Raw genomic sequence first — 15941 nt, forward strand, 5'->3', positions numbered from 1 at the left:
TCGTAATCGCTCCGGAAAAGACCCTCGAGGTTGTGGAAACCTCAAGGGTCGTTGTTGTCAAACCTTTGGGGTCTTTGGGACCCCGAAGGTTTTTTAGTGAACGCTCCGGATTAGACCTTCGGGGTTCGGAAAACCCCAAAGGTCTGACTCATTTCACTTTTCCCTTTCCACTTTCTCCGGTCTGCAGTTCATCCCGAAGGTGGACTCCACCGCATTGTGTTAAAATTAGCCCTTGGTTAAAATCAGGTAAAAAACCTATTGCTAAATCTATTAAACGATGGCTTGGAAGGGTTAGTACAAAGGTTCCAGATGATAGTAAGGATGTATCAATCTGATCCCTGACCAAATAAATGACCCCCGAAGGACACCCGATTTAGAAATTATTTACCAGATTACTTTTAGGCCTGTATCTGAATACCTTTTGATAATTTCATCATCAGAAATTAATGTCAAGTCATCCTGCAAGGCCTGCCATATAAGCATCCTGTCAAAGGGATCTTTATGATGAGTCTGTTTCAGTTGAAAAAATGAAGCCGCGTCATTGATTTTCAGGTCAAGATTTTGGAAGTCAAAATATTGATTAAATCCGGTCAATATGGTTTCAGGGGTATGGTGCTTCAAATCCAATTTTCCCATCTGGAATTTGATGCTGATCTCCCAAAAACTAACAGCACTCAAAAAAATCTCAGCATCGTTGGAAAGCAACAATTTCCTGACCCGGGAGCTAATTTTATTCTCATGAAAAGCGATCCATAATATCACATGGGTGTCCAATAAACACCTCATATGCCCATTTCAGACAATTCTTCGTCAGTCCATTCCATGTCTGATTTTGATATTTCAATACCCTGGTCTTTAAAAAAACCTAATTTCCTTTTTTTCGGCTTTGCCGGTTTCATCTCTTTTCCGAAATACCCTACCAATTGCCCGGATTTGCCCTTGACCACCTTTATGACAACACCTCCCTTGATCATTTCGACCACTTCGGAAAACCTGGCCTTAAATTCTCCTATATGCATGGTTACGGTCATGGTACATTTTTTCATAAATATAAGTTTTCCTTGTCAAGTTGACAAGTTTATTTTGTTGAAATATGTGCCTGTTGATGAAAAAATCGAACGGTATTTTTTTAGAACTATTTTTCACCGCAAGCCTGGTTTCAGCGCTGTGTGTGGATATCAATGTTTTCTGGAAGATCTATTAGATATTCTTATAAATGCTGAAATGAATTTGACCTTGTTGATGGAAATTTGAAATTTGGGAGATAAGTAGGAAACTGGTTAATACATCAGCACCTCTGAAAAGCTTCTCCGCCTGGCACCCCTGTTACCTGTCCTGTTCGCTTTACTTTATTTTCAGATATCAATGGGATTTCTGGAAAGATTGCGTTTCTTTAACCCTTCCAGCTCTATTCATTCTCCGAATGCCAAAATGAACCTGAAGACATGAACCCAAAAAGGAAAGTCAAACTCAGCCCTCCCGGCCAAATTGCAGCCGGAATGGACTCCATCCAATCTGTAGCCCGGGCCATCTGGGAGGAAACCCATGTGGGAAGAGGGGTGAAAACCTTATTCAAACTCAATCAACCCAAAGGCTTTGACTGCCCCAGTTGTGCCTGGCCAGACCCTGACCCGGACGAAGTATCCAAAATCGCCGAGTATTGCGAAAACGGAGCCAAGGCGGTGGCCTGGGAAAATGCCTCCAAAAAAATCGACGCTACCTTTTTTCAAAAAAATAGCGTTGAAGAGCTCTTCCAACAGTCCGACCACTGGCTGGAAAAGCAAGGGAGGCTCACCCAACCCATGGTGCTGAAGCCGGGAGCCAGCCATTACCATCCCATTTCCTGGGAGGAGGCCTTCGATCTGATGGCCGAAAAACTCCATGAACTGGATCATCCGGACCAGGCCATATTCTATACCTCAGGCCGTACAAGTAATGAGGCGGCTTTCCTCTATCAATGCTTTGTACGGCAGTTTGGCACCAATAACCTGCCCGATTGCTCCAACATGTGCCATGAAGCCTCCGGAAAAGCGTTGAGCGAAACCCTGGGAATTGGCAAAGCCTCTGTCATCCTGGATGATATCCGGCATGCAGACCTGCTGCTGGTAATGGGACAAAATCCCGGCACCAATGCCCCCAGAATGCTCACTGCCATGGAGCAACTCAAGAAAAACGGTGGCAAGATCATTTCCATCAACCCTTTACCGGAAACCGGACTGATCCAGTTTAGAAACCCCCAGAAACCCTGGGAATGGCTGGGCAAACCGACCACTCTGCATGACCTGCACCTTCAGGTAAAAGTCAGCGGCGACCTGCCCCTGCTCAAAGCCATACTTAAAATGCTGCTGGCGGAGGACAAGAAAAGTGGGGGCAAAATACTTGACCATACATTTATTGCGCAGCAAACAAGTGGTTATGAAGCCCTGCTGGAGCATTTAGAAACCTGCGACCTGGAAAAGCTTATTGACGATAGCGGCGTTGCTGAAACTCAGCTCAGAGAAGCAGTACAATTGCTGGCCGAAAACAAAAACATCATCATCGCCTGGGCCATGGGCATCACCCAGCACCGCAATGCCGAAAATACCATCCGTGAAATTGTCAACATCCTGCTGGTAAAAGGTGCTATAGGAAAAAAGGGAGCAGGAACCCTGCCCGTTCGTGGCCACAGCAATGTACAGGGTGACCGCACCATGGGCATTTGGGAGAAAATGTCCGATGCCTTTCTGGACAGATTGGGCCAGGCCTTTTCTTTCGAGGCGCCCAGAAATCACGGCGTGCATGCCGTAGGCACCGTAGAGGCCCTGGCTTCCGGAAAGGCTAAGGTATTTATGGGGATGGGTGGCAACTTTGTGCTTGCGGCACCGGATACCCAAAAGGTATTTGAAGGAATGCGGCAATGCAGCCTTACTGTACATGTCTCTACCAAATTGAACCGCAGTCACCTGGTACATGGCGAAACTGCCCTGATACTGCCCTGCCTGGGGCGTACCGAAGCGGACATTACAGCACATGGCCCCCAGTTTGTCAGTACGGAGGATACAGCCGGTCGCATCCGCATGTCATCCGGCGACCTTGAACCCGGATCCGATCTCCTGAAAAGTGAAGTGGCCATCATCTGCGGGCTGGCCAGAAAGGTGCTGGGTACCGAAAATGCCACCGATTGGGAAGGAATGGCGGAAAATTATGACCTCATACGGGATAAGATCGAGGCCGTGATCCCTGGTTTTGAAGCGTATAACGAAAGGGTGAGGGTGCCCGGAGGATTTTACCTGCCCAATGGGGCCAGAGAGGGCAGCTTCTACACCGAAGACCGCAAAGCCCACCTGACCGTAAATCCCCTTGCAGAAAAACCGGATTCGCAAACTCCTTTCATCCTGATGACCGTAAGGAGCCACGATCAGTTCAACACCACCGTTTACGGTTACAACGACCGGTACCGAGGAATTCAAAACAGCAGAGAGGTGGTCATGATGCACCGGGAAGACATGAAAGAAAGGGGATACCAAAGTGGCGATCTGGTAAAAATTACCAGCGTCTTTAATGGGGAAAAAAGGGTTTTGGAGGGCTTTCAGGTGGTACCTTACGATATCAGCAGGGGTTGCCTTGCGGTATACTTTCCGGAAGGCAATGTGCTGGTAGCGCTGGACAACAGATCTGGTGAAAGCCACTGCCCTGCCTCCAAATTTATAGAAGTTTTTCTGGAAAAAATGCAGGCATAATGGATAGCAAGGGTCTGGTCGCACATGCTGAGGTAGTCAAATACAGCAGGACAAACAGCCTGTTGTTACAGGATTTGGTGGCGGCCGAGGAGCCCTTGCAAATCAGGCTGGAATTTGAAAAAGCGGGATCCTGGTACAAAAAGGACCTGCTGGTTACCATGCGCAGTCCGGGTGATGATTTTGATTTGGCAATGGGCTTTCTGTTCTCGGAAGGGATTGTGCGTGAGGAAAAGGACATTCTGCTGATGCGCTATTGCCGGCAGGTCCGGGAGGAAGAAAAAGGAAATGTATTGCTGGTGCGCCTGGCGCCCAATCCGGAAATAGATTTAGCGGAACTGAATAGGAATTTTTACACCCATTCGAGTTGTGGGGTATGTGGTAAAACGGCGATTGATGCGGTTCAGTGCAGGGCTTTGCGGCTAGAGGATGATCCGGATTGGCAGATAGATCCCGATACTTTGATGGCTCTTCCTCATGCATTGAAAGAACACCAAACCGGCTTTAAATACACGGGAGGCCTGCATGCGGCGGTACTATACGATGCCAGGGGAAAAATCCAACTGATCCGGGAAGATGTAGGCAGGCACAACGCCCTGGACAAATTGATCGGTGCGGCGCTTACCGGATCGATCGCACTGGAGCGGAGAAAAATTGTCCTGCTCAGCGGACGGGTAAGTTTTGAGATGGTACAGAAAGCAGCTAATGCCCAAATCCCCGTTTTGGTTGCCTTTGGAGCACCTACCAGCCTGGCAGCAAACCTTGCCCGATCAAAAAATCTGACCTTAGTGGGCTTTTTGAAACAAGATGCATTTAACGTTTATTCCGGGCAGGAAAGGATAAAACAGTGGGTAAAAAAATCACTCAAATAATACCCACCATTTGCAATGGAAAAGTCCATTTTGAAAAGTTTATTTATCACCTGAAACAAAGGTAGGCAGGACTGACAATAAAAAATACCCTGTTTCGGGTATTTTTTATGCAAAAAGGCCCGAAAATCCGGGCCTTAAATAAAACGCATCCGGGCATCAACATCCGGGCATTCGGGTCGACTTCAAGACATGTTGAAGCGGTGCTCGTCTCCTGATACTTCCGTAAACAGTCCGTTTTGCAACATCCATTTTCTTAGTTTGGATTTCTCATCTTTGGTCAAGATCTGATTGGCTTTGGTCAGCTCTTTTTTCAACAACTGATAGTCAAAGCTGACTTTCTGCAAAATCATTTTGTAATAATCCAAATAAGATGTCTTCATACGCATTATGTTTAGGGTTTTAAAAAACTGATCTTCTAAATTCCTACTCAGGAAATATCAATGATTTTTATAGGCTTTCTTTTCGCTTCTTCGCGCTTGGGCAAAAACAAGGTGAGCATGCCCTGATTGAAACTGGCATCTATGTTTGCTGTATCGACCGATTCGGGCAACTGAAAAGACCGGCTGAAGGAGTGATAGTTGAATTCCTTGATTACATACTGCATCTCTCCGCTTTCCCGCTGCTGGTCTGTATTTCCGCTTACGGTAATCAACTGGTTATCAAGCTCCACCTTGATATCCTTTTTGTCCATACCTGGCAATCCCATCTCGATCCTGAAATCCTCGTTGGTCTCCATGATGTTGACCATCGGTACATAGGCGGTATTCCAATTTGTCCTGTTTATACCGAGTAACTCTCTGGACAGCATGTCCTCGAAAAATTGCGGACGCTGTTTTCTTCCGTTTTTACTGATTACATTTTCCATGGCGTTTAAGTTTTAAGTAAAACATCAAATAACTACATTTAATGGGATACAAATTGTCGGTCAAACAACAACTATTAACCATCAGGCATCAGGCGGCAAAGTGCATGCCAATCCGAAACGACTGAAAGGATGAACGAGCGTAAAAAGTCAGTTTGACAGTTCCTTTTCCAACAATCTTTTATTTGCTGAAACCAGGGACTGACAAACTGACTGAACTGGCTTACCCCTGTATTACTGATAATTTGGGTTTTGGGAAATAAGACCTCTACCCAGATCGATCTGATTTTGAGGGATCGGGAAGTATTCGTTTTTACCTGCAGCAAAATTAGCTCCCGAAAGATGAGGTCTTCTCGTTTTCTCCTATTGTCAGCCGGTCAAATAGCTTGAACTCTGAATTAAAACGGGCAGTAAAACGCTTGAAGCCGGTATGCTTGATCAAGCCTTCCTGATCGAAGTAATTGAAAGAAAGAAATTGATTAGCATCAGTTGAGTTTTTTGAGAAGTCAAGGTTATAGGATTGGATCATTGCAGGCCGGAAAATTTCGCTTACCCAGTCCACATCGGCAGCAGGTACGGTCTCAGCCTGATCGATCCATTCAGGGATAACCGGCTCAGCACCGGAGCCGTACACATCACTGGATGGCTGTCCGCCATCATTTAAGGTAGCCTCCCAGAGAAGATCGCCATATTCCTCTGCGTTGAGCATCCGGGGAAGATTAAATGCAGATTGAATTCCTGCATAGCTGTTGAAATTCATTTTGGTTTCTTCCGTTCGTCCTCTTTTGGTCGTGATGATGACCACGCCATTGGCTGCTCTGGACCCATAAATCGAAGCCGCAGCAGCGTCCTTCAGCACCTGAAAAGTCGCAATATCATTGGGGTTGATCATATTGATACCAGAAGTAGTCGGCACCCCGTCTATCACGTATAAGGGGTCGTTGTTTCGGATGGTGCTAAACCCCCTTATTCTGATCGCAACTCCTCCGCCGGGAGCGTTGTCAGACACTACATTTACGCCTGGAGCCCGCCCCTGGATCATTCCATCAATGCCTGCTGCAGGGATATTGGCGATTTCTTCCATATCGATGGTAGATACAGCGCCGGTCACATCCCTCTTTTTCTGGGAGGTATAACCGGTCACAATAAACTCATCCAGAAACAGGTCGTCTGCCTGTAGCCGGATTTCCAGATAACTTTGATTATCAATTGCGATTTCCCGGGGAATAAAACCTACATAGGAAACCAGGATTTGGTTTTGATTCTCCCCAAGCACCAGGCTGAATTTACCATCGATATCGGTAATGGTGCCAGCCGCAGTGCCCTTGACTGTAATGGCCGCCCCTATCAGGGGTTGGGCTGCGTCGTCGTATACAATTCCGTCAATTTTCTGCCGTGCGGCCACTATCCCGCAGACAAAGAGGAACAGGAAGCCGGACAAAAGTATGTGTTTTACCATTTTTGATTCAGTTGATTTGAGCTGCAAATCTCAAAAATGAATCATAAATGATATCAAAAAACGGATTAACAGTACATCAATTCTGTACCTGAAAACCCAATCTTAATTCACAAAAAAATAACGAGGAATTAAAATATCCCTGTCCGGGATCTGCTATGCCGGACAGGGATAAACGCAAGTAACCTATTCAGCAACATTTCGGGACGCAAACCTAAACGCCGGCTTTCCTGTAAAGTCCGTACTGAGCATTGAGGGAGCCCAATATTTTTCCACATGTGCCACCACCAAGTCCGTACCGGTAAAATGGTCTACGTAGGGAAGCATTTCCGGATTGTACATGGTGTCAGTCATGTCCCTCATCAGAACGACATTCTTGTCCAGATTGGCCATCTGCCGGATGGCGAAAGGTCTGCCCAGCACACACATGTTCAGATGTACACCCATGACCACGATATTTTCGATGTTCCTGGATTGAATGATATTGAAAATTTCCTGACCCTGGTCGGAAATAAAATCCGTTGCTGCGATATCGATCTCAGGGGTTTGCCGCGACCAGGCTTCTCTTTCCTCACAGGGTTCACCTCCGGAGCAGGGCTGATCACAGCCCCCATCGCTATCGTCAATGGGCAGGGCGGCTTCCTGTTCCGGATCCAGGTAACACCAGTCGTTTATGGGAAATGCTTCCGGTGCTGCATGGTAGGGTACCGATTTGGCCGCTTTTCGCTGGGGCCATTCTGCATAAAAATCCATGGTGCCGCTGGGGGCATGAATGATGGTCAGGCCCATTTCTCTTGCGGCATGGACGGTTTCGTTCATTCTTGGCGCCAGCTCCCCTACCCTTCTTGTAGCACTTTCACACCAGTGCTCATCCCACATGTCTGTGATGATAAAAGCTGTTTTCGATGGATCCCAGGACTCCTGAAATTCCCTGGATTCCCAAGCCATATTCTCGTTGTTGATTCGGACATGTTTACGCAGGTTGACGGAAATCTGCTCAGACTTAGTTGAGCGCTCCTCCTGCGCGGTATTTCTTTTCTGCTGCTGGCAGGCTGAAAACGTGACCAGCAGGATCAGTAAACATATAGAATAATTCATCTTACCGGGTTTTTCGGTAAGATACTTTAATTTTCCAATGTTTTAAAATATAATATTATGGAATCGATGTCATTTTCAGATAAGACACCCAGAAATGAAGGCATTTCACCCTCTCTGCCCTTCACCACCTTCGCGCCCGGGTCGGTGATGGATTCTTTCAGGTAGTCCTCATCGGCGACGGCACTGCTCCCGTCTTTAAATTCCCGCTCTGAGCCATAAAGCCCCTTCACCCCTGGGCCAATTTTTCCCTCATTATTTCCATCTACGGCATGGCAGGCAATGCAGCCATAGTTTGTAAACAGCTCCTTACCTTTGACCGCATCAGGTGCCGCCTCATTACTGCTGGCTACCATGGCGGGATCAAAGTCCCGGTTCAGGTCATCCTCATTGATACCACTAAAGCCTTCTGCCAGCAGATTGGGCATGACTACTTCGTTTACGGTCATCCAGACTTTGTCCGACCAGGACTCCCCCGCCGCAGTGGCCAGCTCGTAGGCCACTTCCATCTGCATCACCTCCGTGATATTCGGTACAGACAGGAATACTCCTTTTTTGTCGTCGGAAAGAAAAGCCTCCAATACAGGGAGGTTTTCCTCCCCTACCGATCCGTCGGGTTTGTAATGACCCGATCCATATTTTTCTGTGCGCAGGTAATTCCATCTTTTGACCTGGTAATTCGCCAGATCAGTGGCCATTTCTTCATCCAGTTCCTGCTCAAACCGGAGCAGGACGCCCCCATCTCTGACCTTATAATCTACCGGCAACAAACTCTTCTCACCCGTGTACCGGAGTCGCAATAAAGCACTCAGGGTATCTGAATTGTGTCCCCATAGGGAAAAACCGGTGATGTATACCAAGCCATCTTCAGGATTGACTGCAGCTTTCATGGTGGGCGCCGGATAGGTGCCGGGGATGACTGACGCTCCGCCCTGCACCCGCGAACTGGCACTGTCCACTCTCACCAGAAACAGACCGGGTCGGCCGTAGGAAAGGTGGATCATTTGGTTGTTTAAGGGGCCCATCTGCTCGCTGGTCACCCAGACCTGCCCCACTCCGGAGCGGTCCTGACTGTGCGGTATCCAGGTGATCGGAGGAGTAACTTCCGGAATTGGATCCCTGTGTGCCGTGGCAGGTACACCGAAGTAATTGCCCTTCCGGATCAACATGACCGGAGTAGATGGCATGTAGTGCCCCTGCTGATCCGAGCCTGTAAGCCAGCCCTTTTCCGGGTGAATGCCCAGATAGGGCCCCCTGAATCCACTGGCAAAGGTACTGATACTGCGGCCATCGGCAGAGACTTTCAGGATAGAGCCATCGTGGTGCGAAGCAGAGCGAAAGCCCATCAGGGATTTGGGCGAAGAGGTCTCCGGACCCATGTCCAGCGCTCCAAATTTAGCCACATAAAATCCTCCCTCAGGGTCTGCCACCATGTCGCTCGCCCATTCCCTGGTTTCGATGGACTGGGCCATCAGGTTAGAAAAATTTTCGTAAAAGTCGGCCACACCATCGCCATTCAGGTCGTGCAGGCGGGTGATGCCATCTTTCCCATAAACGTAAATGTCGCCATCAACCACCTCTATGCTCTGAGGCTCATACAATCCGGAAGCAAAGCGCGTCCAGGCTAATCTGTCCAGATCTTCGTCTATGCCATCCAGCATCCATACATCTCCTTCAAAGGTGACCATGGCGGCCTTTTCGCGTCCCAGAAAGCTCATGTCCACCAGCCTCACATTTCTCTTCCAGGGGTTGGGAACGGGCAGGGTAAGGCGGTCCGTGACAAATGCGGCAGTATCCGGAGAGATTTTCCCTCTGGTGAGTACTTCCTCTGTCCAGTATGGCTTTCCCCCCTTGCTGGTTTCAGGAATAGCCACCTCAAATTCCTGCGCGGCACTTTCGAATGCCTCCAAAGCAACTGCTGCTCCCTTCCAGATCAGTATGCCGAATTGCAGGTCATCTTGTCTGGCATCTACCTCCACCATCAGGTAGCGCTCATCTTCTATCAGCAATCTGGCTCCGCTGTTCTCAGAAGACAAAGCCAAAGCGGTGACCTGCCCGCCGGATTCCCCCTGGTATACCATCAGCTTATCATCCTGTATTTCAGCACGGGTACCATTGCTCACCTCAGCTACCGATAGGTATAGCTTTTCTGATCCTGCGGCAAGCTCAAAGGATCGGGTAAAAAAGCTGTTTCCGTCACTGTGCAGGCTACCGGGCCGTTCTTTTATTTCCGTATTGCCGACCCGGTAAGACAAGACCACCTGGTCATCCAAGGTATAAATGCCATTCCAACGGGCCAGTTTCGGAGAGAGCGGACCCCATGGGGGGCTCTGCGGATGGGGAGAGGGTGTACGGGGATCTGTGTGTGTGGGGCTGCCTGCTGACCATCCAGGATAGCTGCCAGTGGCGATCTTCGGTTCCCCACCTATGGTAGGGAGTTGGTTGCCTTTGTTGTGAAAATCATCGTACGATACCTGGGCCATGGTGACCATAGGCATAAAATCCCCCGTCCAGGCTACGGTCCAGCGCAGTAGGTCCGTATCAAAGCAGGCATAGGCCTCATTGCCCAATTGCAGGGCCAGCACCCTGGCCGAAATATTGTTTTCCGGAAAGCCTTCTCCCAGACCCCTGGCATCCATGGAGGTGGTGACAAATGGAAAACCTGGCTCCACAAAACCGGCAAATTCCTCCTTTTCAAAGTCTACTTCAGTGATTTTGGCCTCTTCCTTTGCGCAGCCGCAAAGGAAAAAAAGAAAAATAAGGATTGGAAGGCATGCGATAATATTGTCATTTCCGAAGGCTTTTTGCAGCAGTTCGTTTACTCGGAAGGAATTTGTCATTTGGCATTCATCGAATTAATTGAAGGCACAAAATACGGTCAAAAGATGTAAGTACAAAATCAAAATGGTAAACTTTAGAAGTCTCGCAGTAGCTTCCCGACATTATTGATTTGGCCAAAAATTATTTTGAGATTTATTAATTTCAGCCAGGTCTAAGCCAAAAATTGTCGATAAATTGATCCCCATATGAATTGTTTTTGAAACTGTCATGATGAAACACTACCTGACATTCCAGATTTTTCTGCTGGCTTTCTCCCTGCAAGCCCAGGATACCATTACACAGACCATACGCGGTAAAGTAATCGATACGGACGGCAAATATCCCCTGACGGGGGTCACGGTACTGCTGGCTGGTGAAGCGGAGGAAGGAATGACAGGCACCACTACTGATCTGGAAGGAGAATTCAGGCTGGAGAATGTGGCGTTGGGAAGGCATAACCTGAAATTCAGCTTTTTGGGATACAAAGAGGTGGTTTTGAGCAATTTGATGCTGACCTCCTCCAAGGAACTGGTCCTGGAAGTGGCCATGGAGGAGCTTGCCATTTCGCTTGCAGACGTGGAAGTTCGGGCCACCCGCAGCGGAGAAGCACAAAATGAAATGGCCATGGTCAGCGCACGTGCATTTACCGTGGAAGAAACAGACCGCTATGCGGGTAGCCGGGGCGACCCTGCACGCATGGCTTCTAATTTTGCGGGAGTGCAAGGTGCAGATGATTCCAGAAATGACATCGTGATCCGCGGAAATGCGCCAGGATCAGTGTTGTGGCAACTGGAAGGCATCAATATCCCCAATCCCAATCATTTCGGTGCTTCCGGCACCTCCGGTGGTCCGGTCAACATCATCAACAATAAGATTCTGGCCAATTCCGATTTTTACACGGGCGCATTTCCTGCCGAGTTTGGCAATACGGTCTCCGGAGTCTTTGACCTGAAATTCCGGAAAGGGAATAATGAAAAGCATGAACAGAGCTTTCAACTGGGCTTTATGGGCGCTGAGCTTTTCCTGGAAGGTCCGGTCAGTGAAGCCAAAGGCTCCTCTTTTCTGGTGGGGTACCGCTACTCCAGCCTGCAACTCTTTTCGGCTCTGGGCATCGATGTGGGCACCACGGCCGTCCCCAGGTACCAGGATTTGGCTTTCAAGTTTAATTTTCCACTGAAAAATAACGGCAACCTGTCTGTTTTTGCCGTAGGAGGAAAAAGCAATATCGATATCCTGGTTTCGGAAGAAAGCACGGAAGACAGAAACCTGTATGGAGAAAAAGACAGGGATCAGTACTTTGGTTCCCGAATGGGGGTTCTGGGCATATCCTATGAAAAAGTCCTGAAAAACCAAACCTATATGAAAGCTACCCTGGCAGGTTCGCAGGAGCGGGTCCAGGCAGACCATTACTATATTGTGGGACGGGTAAAACCTGACGGCTTTATCGATGTTCAGGATCTGCCGGCCATACTTGGCTATAACTTTACCACCAACAAATACTCACAGGTATTGAGCTTTTTTAAAAAAATTGACAATAAAAACACCCTCAATTACGGGTTCCAAAACGATATTTTTGGTTTTAACCTTACCGATTCAGCCCGTCAGGTAAATATACTACCTCAAAATGATCCCAACGCTCCCCTCAGTTTTCAAAGTACGCCCTGGGTAAATCGCTGGAATGAGGACGGTACGATCGCCGTATTGGCCCAACCCTACCTGCAATGGAAACACAAGCCCAGTGAATCCCTTGCGCTGGTGTTGGGATTGCACCATCAGTATTTTTCACTGACCGACAGTTGGTCTCCGGTTGAGCCGCGCCTGGGCCTGAACCTGAAACTCGATGAAATCCAGAGCCTGAATTTAGGAATGGGTTTCCACAGCCAGATTCAGCCTGCTTACACCTATTTTTACAAATTCAACGACCCAATCAGGCCCGATATGGGCTTTCAGGCCTTCAACAGAGACATGGATTTTACGCGGTCCAAACACCTGGTCCTGGGATACGAGCGTGCGCTGGGAAATCAGGTCCGGATGAAGTGGGAAACCTATTACCAGCATCTGACCCGGGTACCCGTTGAGAATCGGCCCTCTTCCTTTTCCCTTTTGAATTCAGGAGCCAGCTTCAACCGGATTTTTCCCGAGACAGGCCTGGTCAACGAAGGTACCGGAGAAAACTATGGACTGGAGCTGACGCTGGAGAAATACTACAGTAAGGGGTATCTTTTTTTAATTACCGGGTCGCTTTTTGAGGCCCGCTACCAGGGAAGCGACAAGGTATGGAGGGATACAGAGTTTAATGGAAATTACGCACTCAATTTTCTGGGTACCAGGGAAATTCAAACCAGAAATGGCCTGATCGGAATTGGTACCAATATTACCACTGCAGGAGGTAGAAGGTACGGGCCTGTAGACGTGGAAAGGACACAGGAGCAACAGGAGATTATCTACGAGGATGCAGGCAGAAACTCCCTTCAGTTTGACCCTTATTTCCGAATGGATTTGAGGGTAAATTACCGGATCAACCGAAAAAACCTGAGCCATGAAATTGCCCTGGACCTGATCAATATCCTGAACACCAGAAACATCCTGAACCTGACCTGGGCTCCGGATGAGTTAGAAAACCCTGACCCGGAAAAATCCATCGTCCCCAATTACCAGCTGGGATTTTTACCCATATTTTATTACAAGGTAGATTTTTAGCTCCCTTCAGGCCTTATAGCGGCTCTTAAGTAGGTTCAGCATATAGACGTTGATGTCCCACTGGCTGGCAAGGGGCATTTGGGTGTAGGCCAGGCAGGGCATATAGGGAAAGGGGCCAAACTCTGTGGTTATTCTGAGGGTACCTCCCTCCTCTCGATGCCGTTGGACCACCCTATCCCACCATTCCAGATGGGCCTGCAGTGCATCAGACCATTCGGGTGCCCGTGGATCATTGACCTGAGGGCCTTCCGCATGCCCCACCCTGCTGTGGATATGGTCGGTGCGGGAGAGGGCGAGTTCGACTGTCTCCCTTTGGTCTTCCAGCAGGGATTCGTGCACATTGCACCAGTGAGAAATGTCCAGGCATATCCTGAGTTCAGGCAGGCGTTCAAAATACTTTTTCGCAATGGGGGCAGCGTACAGGCATTTACCACGGTGTGTTTCGTGGGTGATGGGGATACCGGATTGGGACGACAATGCTGCGGCAAGCCCAAAATGACGCGCATTGGCTTCAAAATCAAAAAAATCCTTCCCCGTCTGGCAGTTGATGAGTACAGGTTCAGCAGCGATCAGGTGCCGGAGATACCGCTCATAGCTCTTTAGGTTTTCCCGGGGGTCGGCTTCGAAAGACTGGTAGTACTGGCCAATCAACTCCAGTTCGTGGTCATTCAATGTTTCGAGTACTTTCTTCTTTTCTTTCTGCTCCAGTGGCAGCTCCATTTCTACCCCGTCGTATCCGGCATCTTTGACATTTTGGCAAAAGGAATCAAAGGGAAGGGCATTTCCCCAGAGGGGTGCATAGAATTTGATTGGCATGGCAGGGGTTTTATTTCTGGATTATTCCATGGGCGTTTAATGTCTTAAAATTACGGAAAAAAACGAAACTATCCAGCGGAGCTGTGAGGGACTGAGAGACGAAGGGACTTAGAGAGGGGGTGACTGAGGGACTGAGTGACGGGGAGACTTAGAGACTTAGAGACTAAGAGAGCGGGAGACTGGGGGATGGAAGGAGAGAACGTACAGGATTTTTTAGTCACTAAGAACACAAAGAACCACGAAGGGCACAAAGGAAATTGCCGCTGTTCGGGATTTGCAATCCCGAACTCAGATAAGGCAGGATTTGCAATCCTGCTAACGAGTGCGGCATGTCTTGCACACACCGCAACGCTATTGCGGCAGCGGTACGGGCATTCCAAATCCCTCCGGAGGAGACGCTGTTCGGGATTTGCCATCTCCCTTGTGACATCCCAACCCCGACAGGGGTGACAGGAATATAACCTCGGGTAAGCCGAGGGACGAGGCGCAGCCCGGGGTAAGGAAAGCAACTAGTTTCCTGCATTGGCTATCCAGCTGATCAACCCTGAAGCCGGCTTTCCGCCAATGCCCTGACAGGTCTTGAGCTACTAGCATGTAATGGAACAATGGTTTAAAATTTAACCACCACGGTTGAGCCCAAAACCAGCCTTCCTGCTTAAGTGGCCATTACAAATCTCCAGCAGGCTTCGAGCCAAATGACCCTTAACATCCACGATTGAAACCAGCACCCTGCCCAAACGCAAAATGGCCAGACACAAAAGCCCATCCCCTATCGAACAAAACGAACACAAATGACTCGTATACCACCTCTCCTGCCTATTTGTCCGAAACAACCCCTCTGCCCAGACTGAGCCAATTAATGCTCAAGACTGGATTAGTGACCAATTTTAATCATTCCAATTTTCTACCGCAAGACCTTCAATTTTTCCAAAATGCCGAATGTTGTTGGTGACCAGGTTCAACTTATTTGAGATGGCAATACCGGCAATTAAAATGTCAATATCATCTATGGTTTCCCCTTTGACTCTCTGTTGCGAATATATCACTGCCGATTTCCGAATTGAATCCTTGGTTAAAAGTAGCAACGTGGCATTGGTACAAAACTTTTCAAAAATCAGGAGTTGCTTGGTAGCATTTTTGAAAGTCAATCCACTAACAATTTCATAATAAGTAATTATACTGATATTTATGCTTTCAAATTGCTTGAGATACTCCTGAAATTTTAAATAAACTTTTTCATTTCCTCTCAAAAAATAGGAAACAATGTCGGTATCAATCAAAGCTGGTTTCATCCAAAAATTTTACCCTGTTTGTTTTTCTCCTATTTTCTAAACCAATCGTAAATTCCTTAAACGTTTCATCATCAAGGGCCTGCCAGGATCCGGCAAAGGATAAAAGATCACCTTTTTTGGATCCTGAGTCCAGTGATTCCATAAATTTTTCCATATCCCTAAGCTTTGCCTCTGAAAGACCATCGATCCTTTCTTTCAACCTTTTTTTTAAATGCTTTGCACTGATCATCACCGAGTTCGCTAAAAGATATACTACAATTTAGCATTTAAAGTTCAGGATTCCAATCGCTTGTTTTTTAAATTAGCGATAGG

Annotated in this window: 13 protein-coding genes; 3 read left to right on the plus strand and 10 right to left on the minus strand. The window is 48.0% G+C overall.

Translation table 11 applies throughout. The features are described 5' to 3' along the window. Nucleotides 1-384: 384 nt before the first annotated feature. Together BUB19_RS11275 and BUB19_RS11280 are read right to left on the minus strand one after the other, a co-directional pair. Nucleotides 385-786 (minus strand): type II toxin-antitoxin system VapC family toxin, encoded by a 402-nt coding sequence (locus BUB19_RS11275; RefSeq protein WP_073094667.1) that lies wholly within the window; start codon nucleotides 784-786, stop codon nucleotides 385-387. Next, nucleotides 783-1046, minus strand: a complete 264-nt coding sequence (locus tag BUB19_RS11280) for a hypothetical protein (protein ID WP_245802832.1) — start codon at nucleotides 1044-1046, stop codon at nucleotides 783-785. Before BUB19_RS11280 ends, BUB19_RS11275 begins: the two co-directional genes overlap by 4 nt. A 399-nt stretch (nucleotides 1047-1445) precedes the next feature. On the opposite strand from BUB19_RS11280, the gene BUB19_RS11290 reads away from it, so the two are divergent. Together BUB19_RS11290 and fdhD are read left to right on the plus strand one after the other, a co-directional pair. Then, nucleotides 1446-3719: an FdhF/YdeP family oxidoreductase gene (locus BUB19_RS11290; RefSeq protein ID WP_073094670.1), complete on the plus strand. Its 2274-nt coding sequence runs from the start codon at nucleotides 1446-1448 to the stop codon at nucleotides 3717-3719. After that, nucleotides 3719-4588: a formate dehydrogenase accessory sulfurtransferase FdhD gene (gene fdhD, locus BUB19_RS11295; protein WP_073094671.1), complete on the plus strand. Its 870-nt coding sequence runs from the start codon at nucleotides 3719-3721 to the stop codon at nucleotides 4586-4588. The genes BUB19_RS11290 and fdhD overlap by 1 nt, the downstream gene beginning before the upstream one ends. A gap of 182 nt (nucleotides 4589-4770) precedes the next feature. On the opposite strand, the gene BUB19_RS11300 is transcribed toward fdhD, so the two are convergent. The 5 genes from BUB19_RS11300 to BUB19_RS11320 all read right to left on the minus strand — a co-directional run bounded on the left by BUB19_RS11300 (nucleotide 4771) and on the right by BUB19_RS11320 (nucleotide 10841). Beyond that, nucleotides 4771-4968, minus strand: coding sequence for a hypothetical protein (locus BUB19_RS11300; RefSeq protein ID WP_073094672.1), 198 nt, complete (start codon nucleotides 4966-4968; stop codon nucleotides 4771-4773). 47 nt (nucleotides 4969-5015) lie between these two features. Then, nucleotides 5016-5453, minus strand: a complete 438-nt coding sequence (locus BUB19_RS11305) for an Hsp20/alpha crystallin family protein (RefSeq protein WP_073094673.1) — start codon at nucleotides 5451-5453, stop codon at nucleotides 5016-5018. Between the two features lie 325 nt (nucleotides 5454-5778). Then, nucleotides 5779-6909, minus strand: a complete 1131-nt coding sequence (locus tag BUB19_RS11310; RefSeq protein WP_073094674.1) for a SusC/RagA family TonB-linked outer membrane protein — start codon at nucleotides 6907-6909, stop codon at nucleotides 5779-5781. 183 nt (nucleotides 6910-7092) lie between these two features. Further along, complete coding sequence (locus tag BUB19_RS11315) at nucleotides 7093-8004, minus strand: cysteine hydrolase family protein (RefSeq protein WP_073094675.1); 912 nt, start codon at nucleotides 8002-8004, stop codon at nucleotides 7093-7095. Between the two features lie 26 nt (nucleotides 8005-8030). Continuing rightward, the gene (locus BUB19_RS11320; protein ID WP_073094676.1) at nucleotides 8031-10841 is read right to left on the minus strand and encodes a DUF6797 domain-containing protein; all 2811 of its coding nucleotides are present in this window, start codon (nucleotides 10839-10841) and stop codon (nucleotides 8031-8033) included. Nucleotides 10842-11049: 208 nt separating this feature from the next. Here BUB19_RS11320 and BUB19_RS11325 point away from each other — a divergent pair, with 208 nt between their 5' ends. Further along, complete coding sequence (locus BUB19_RS11325; RefSeq protein WP_245802833.1) at nucleotides 11050-13521, plus strand: TonB-dependent receptor; 2472 nt, start codon at nucleotides 11050-11052, stop codon at nucleotides 13519-13521. Nucleotides 13522-13527: 6 nt separating this feature from the next. Here the strand turns inward: BUB19_RS11325 and BUB19_RS11330 are convergent, their stop codons facing one another. From BUB19_RS11330 to BUB19_RS11345, 3 genes are all read right to left on the minus strand, one after another. After that, the gene (locus BUB19_RS11330) at nucleotides 13528-14337 is read right to left on the minus strand and encodes a sugar phosphate isomerase/epimerase family protein (protein ID WP_073094678.1); all 810 of its coding nucleotides are present in this window, start codon (nucleotides 14335-14337) and stop codon (nucleotides 13528-13530) included. A gap of 887 nt (nucleotides 14338-15224) precedes the next feature. Beyond that, nucleotides 15225-15629, minus strand: coding sequence for a type II toxin-antitoxin system VapC family toxin (locus BUB19_RS11340; protein ID WP_073094680.1), 405 nt, complete (start codon nucleotides 15627-15629; stop codon nucleotides 15225-15227). Beyond that, a complete protein-coding gene (locus tag BUB19_RS11345) occupies nucleotides 15610-15828 on the minus strand; it encodes a hypothetical protein (RefSeq protein ID WP_143156011.1) in 219 nt (72 codons plus the stop codon). Before BUB19_RS11345 ends, BUB19_RS11340 begins: the two co-directional genes overlap by 20 nt. Nucleotides 15829-15941 lie beyond the last annotated feature (113 nt).

This window comes from Cyclobacterium lianum, from assembly GCF_900143075.1.
Taxonomy (GTDB): Bacteria; Bacteroidota; Bacteroidia; order Cytophagales; family Cyclobacteriaceae; genus Cyclobacterium; species Cyclobacterium lianum.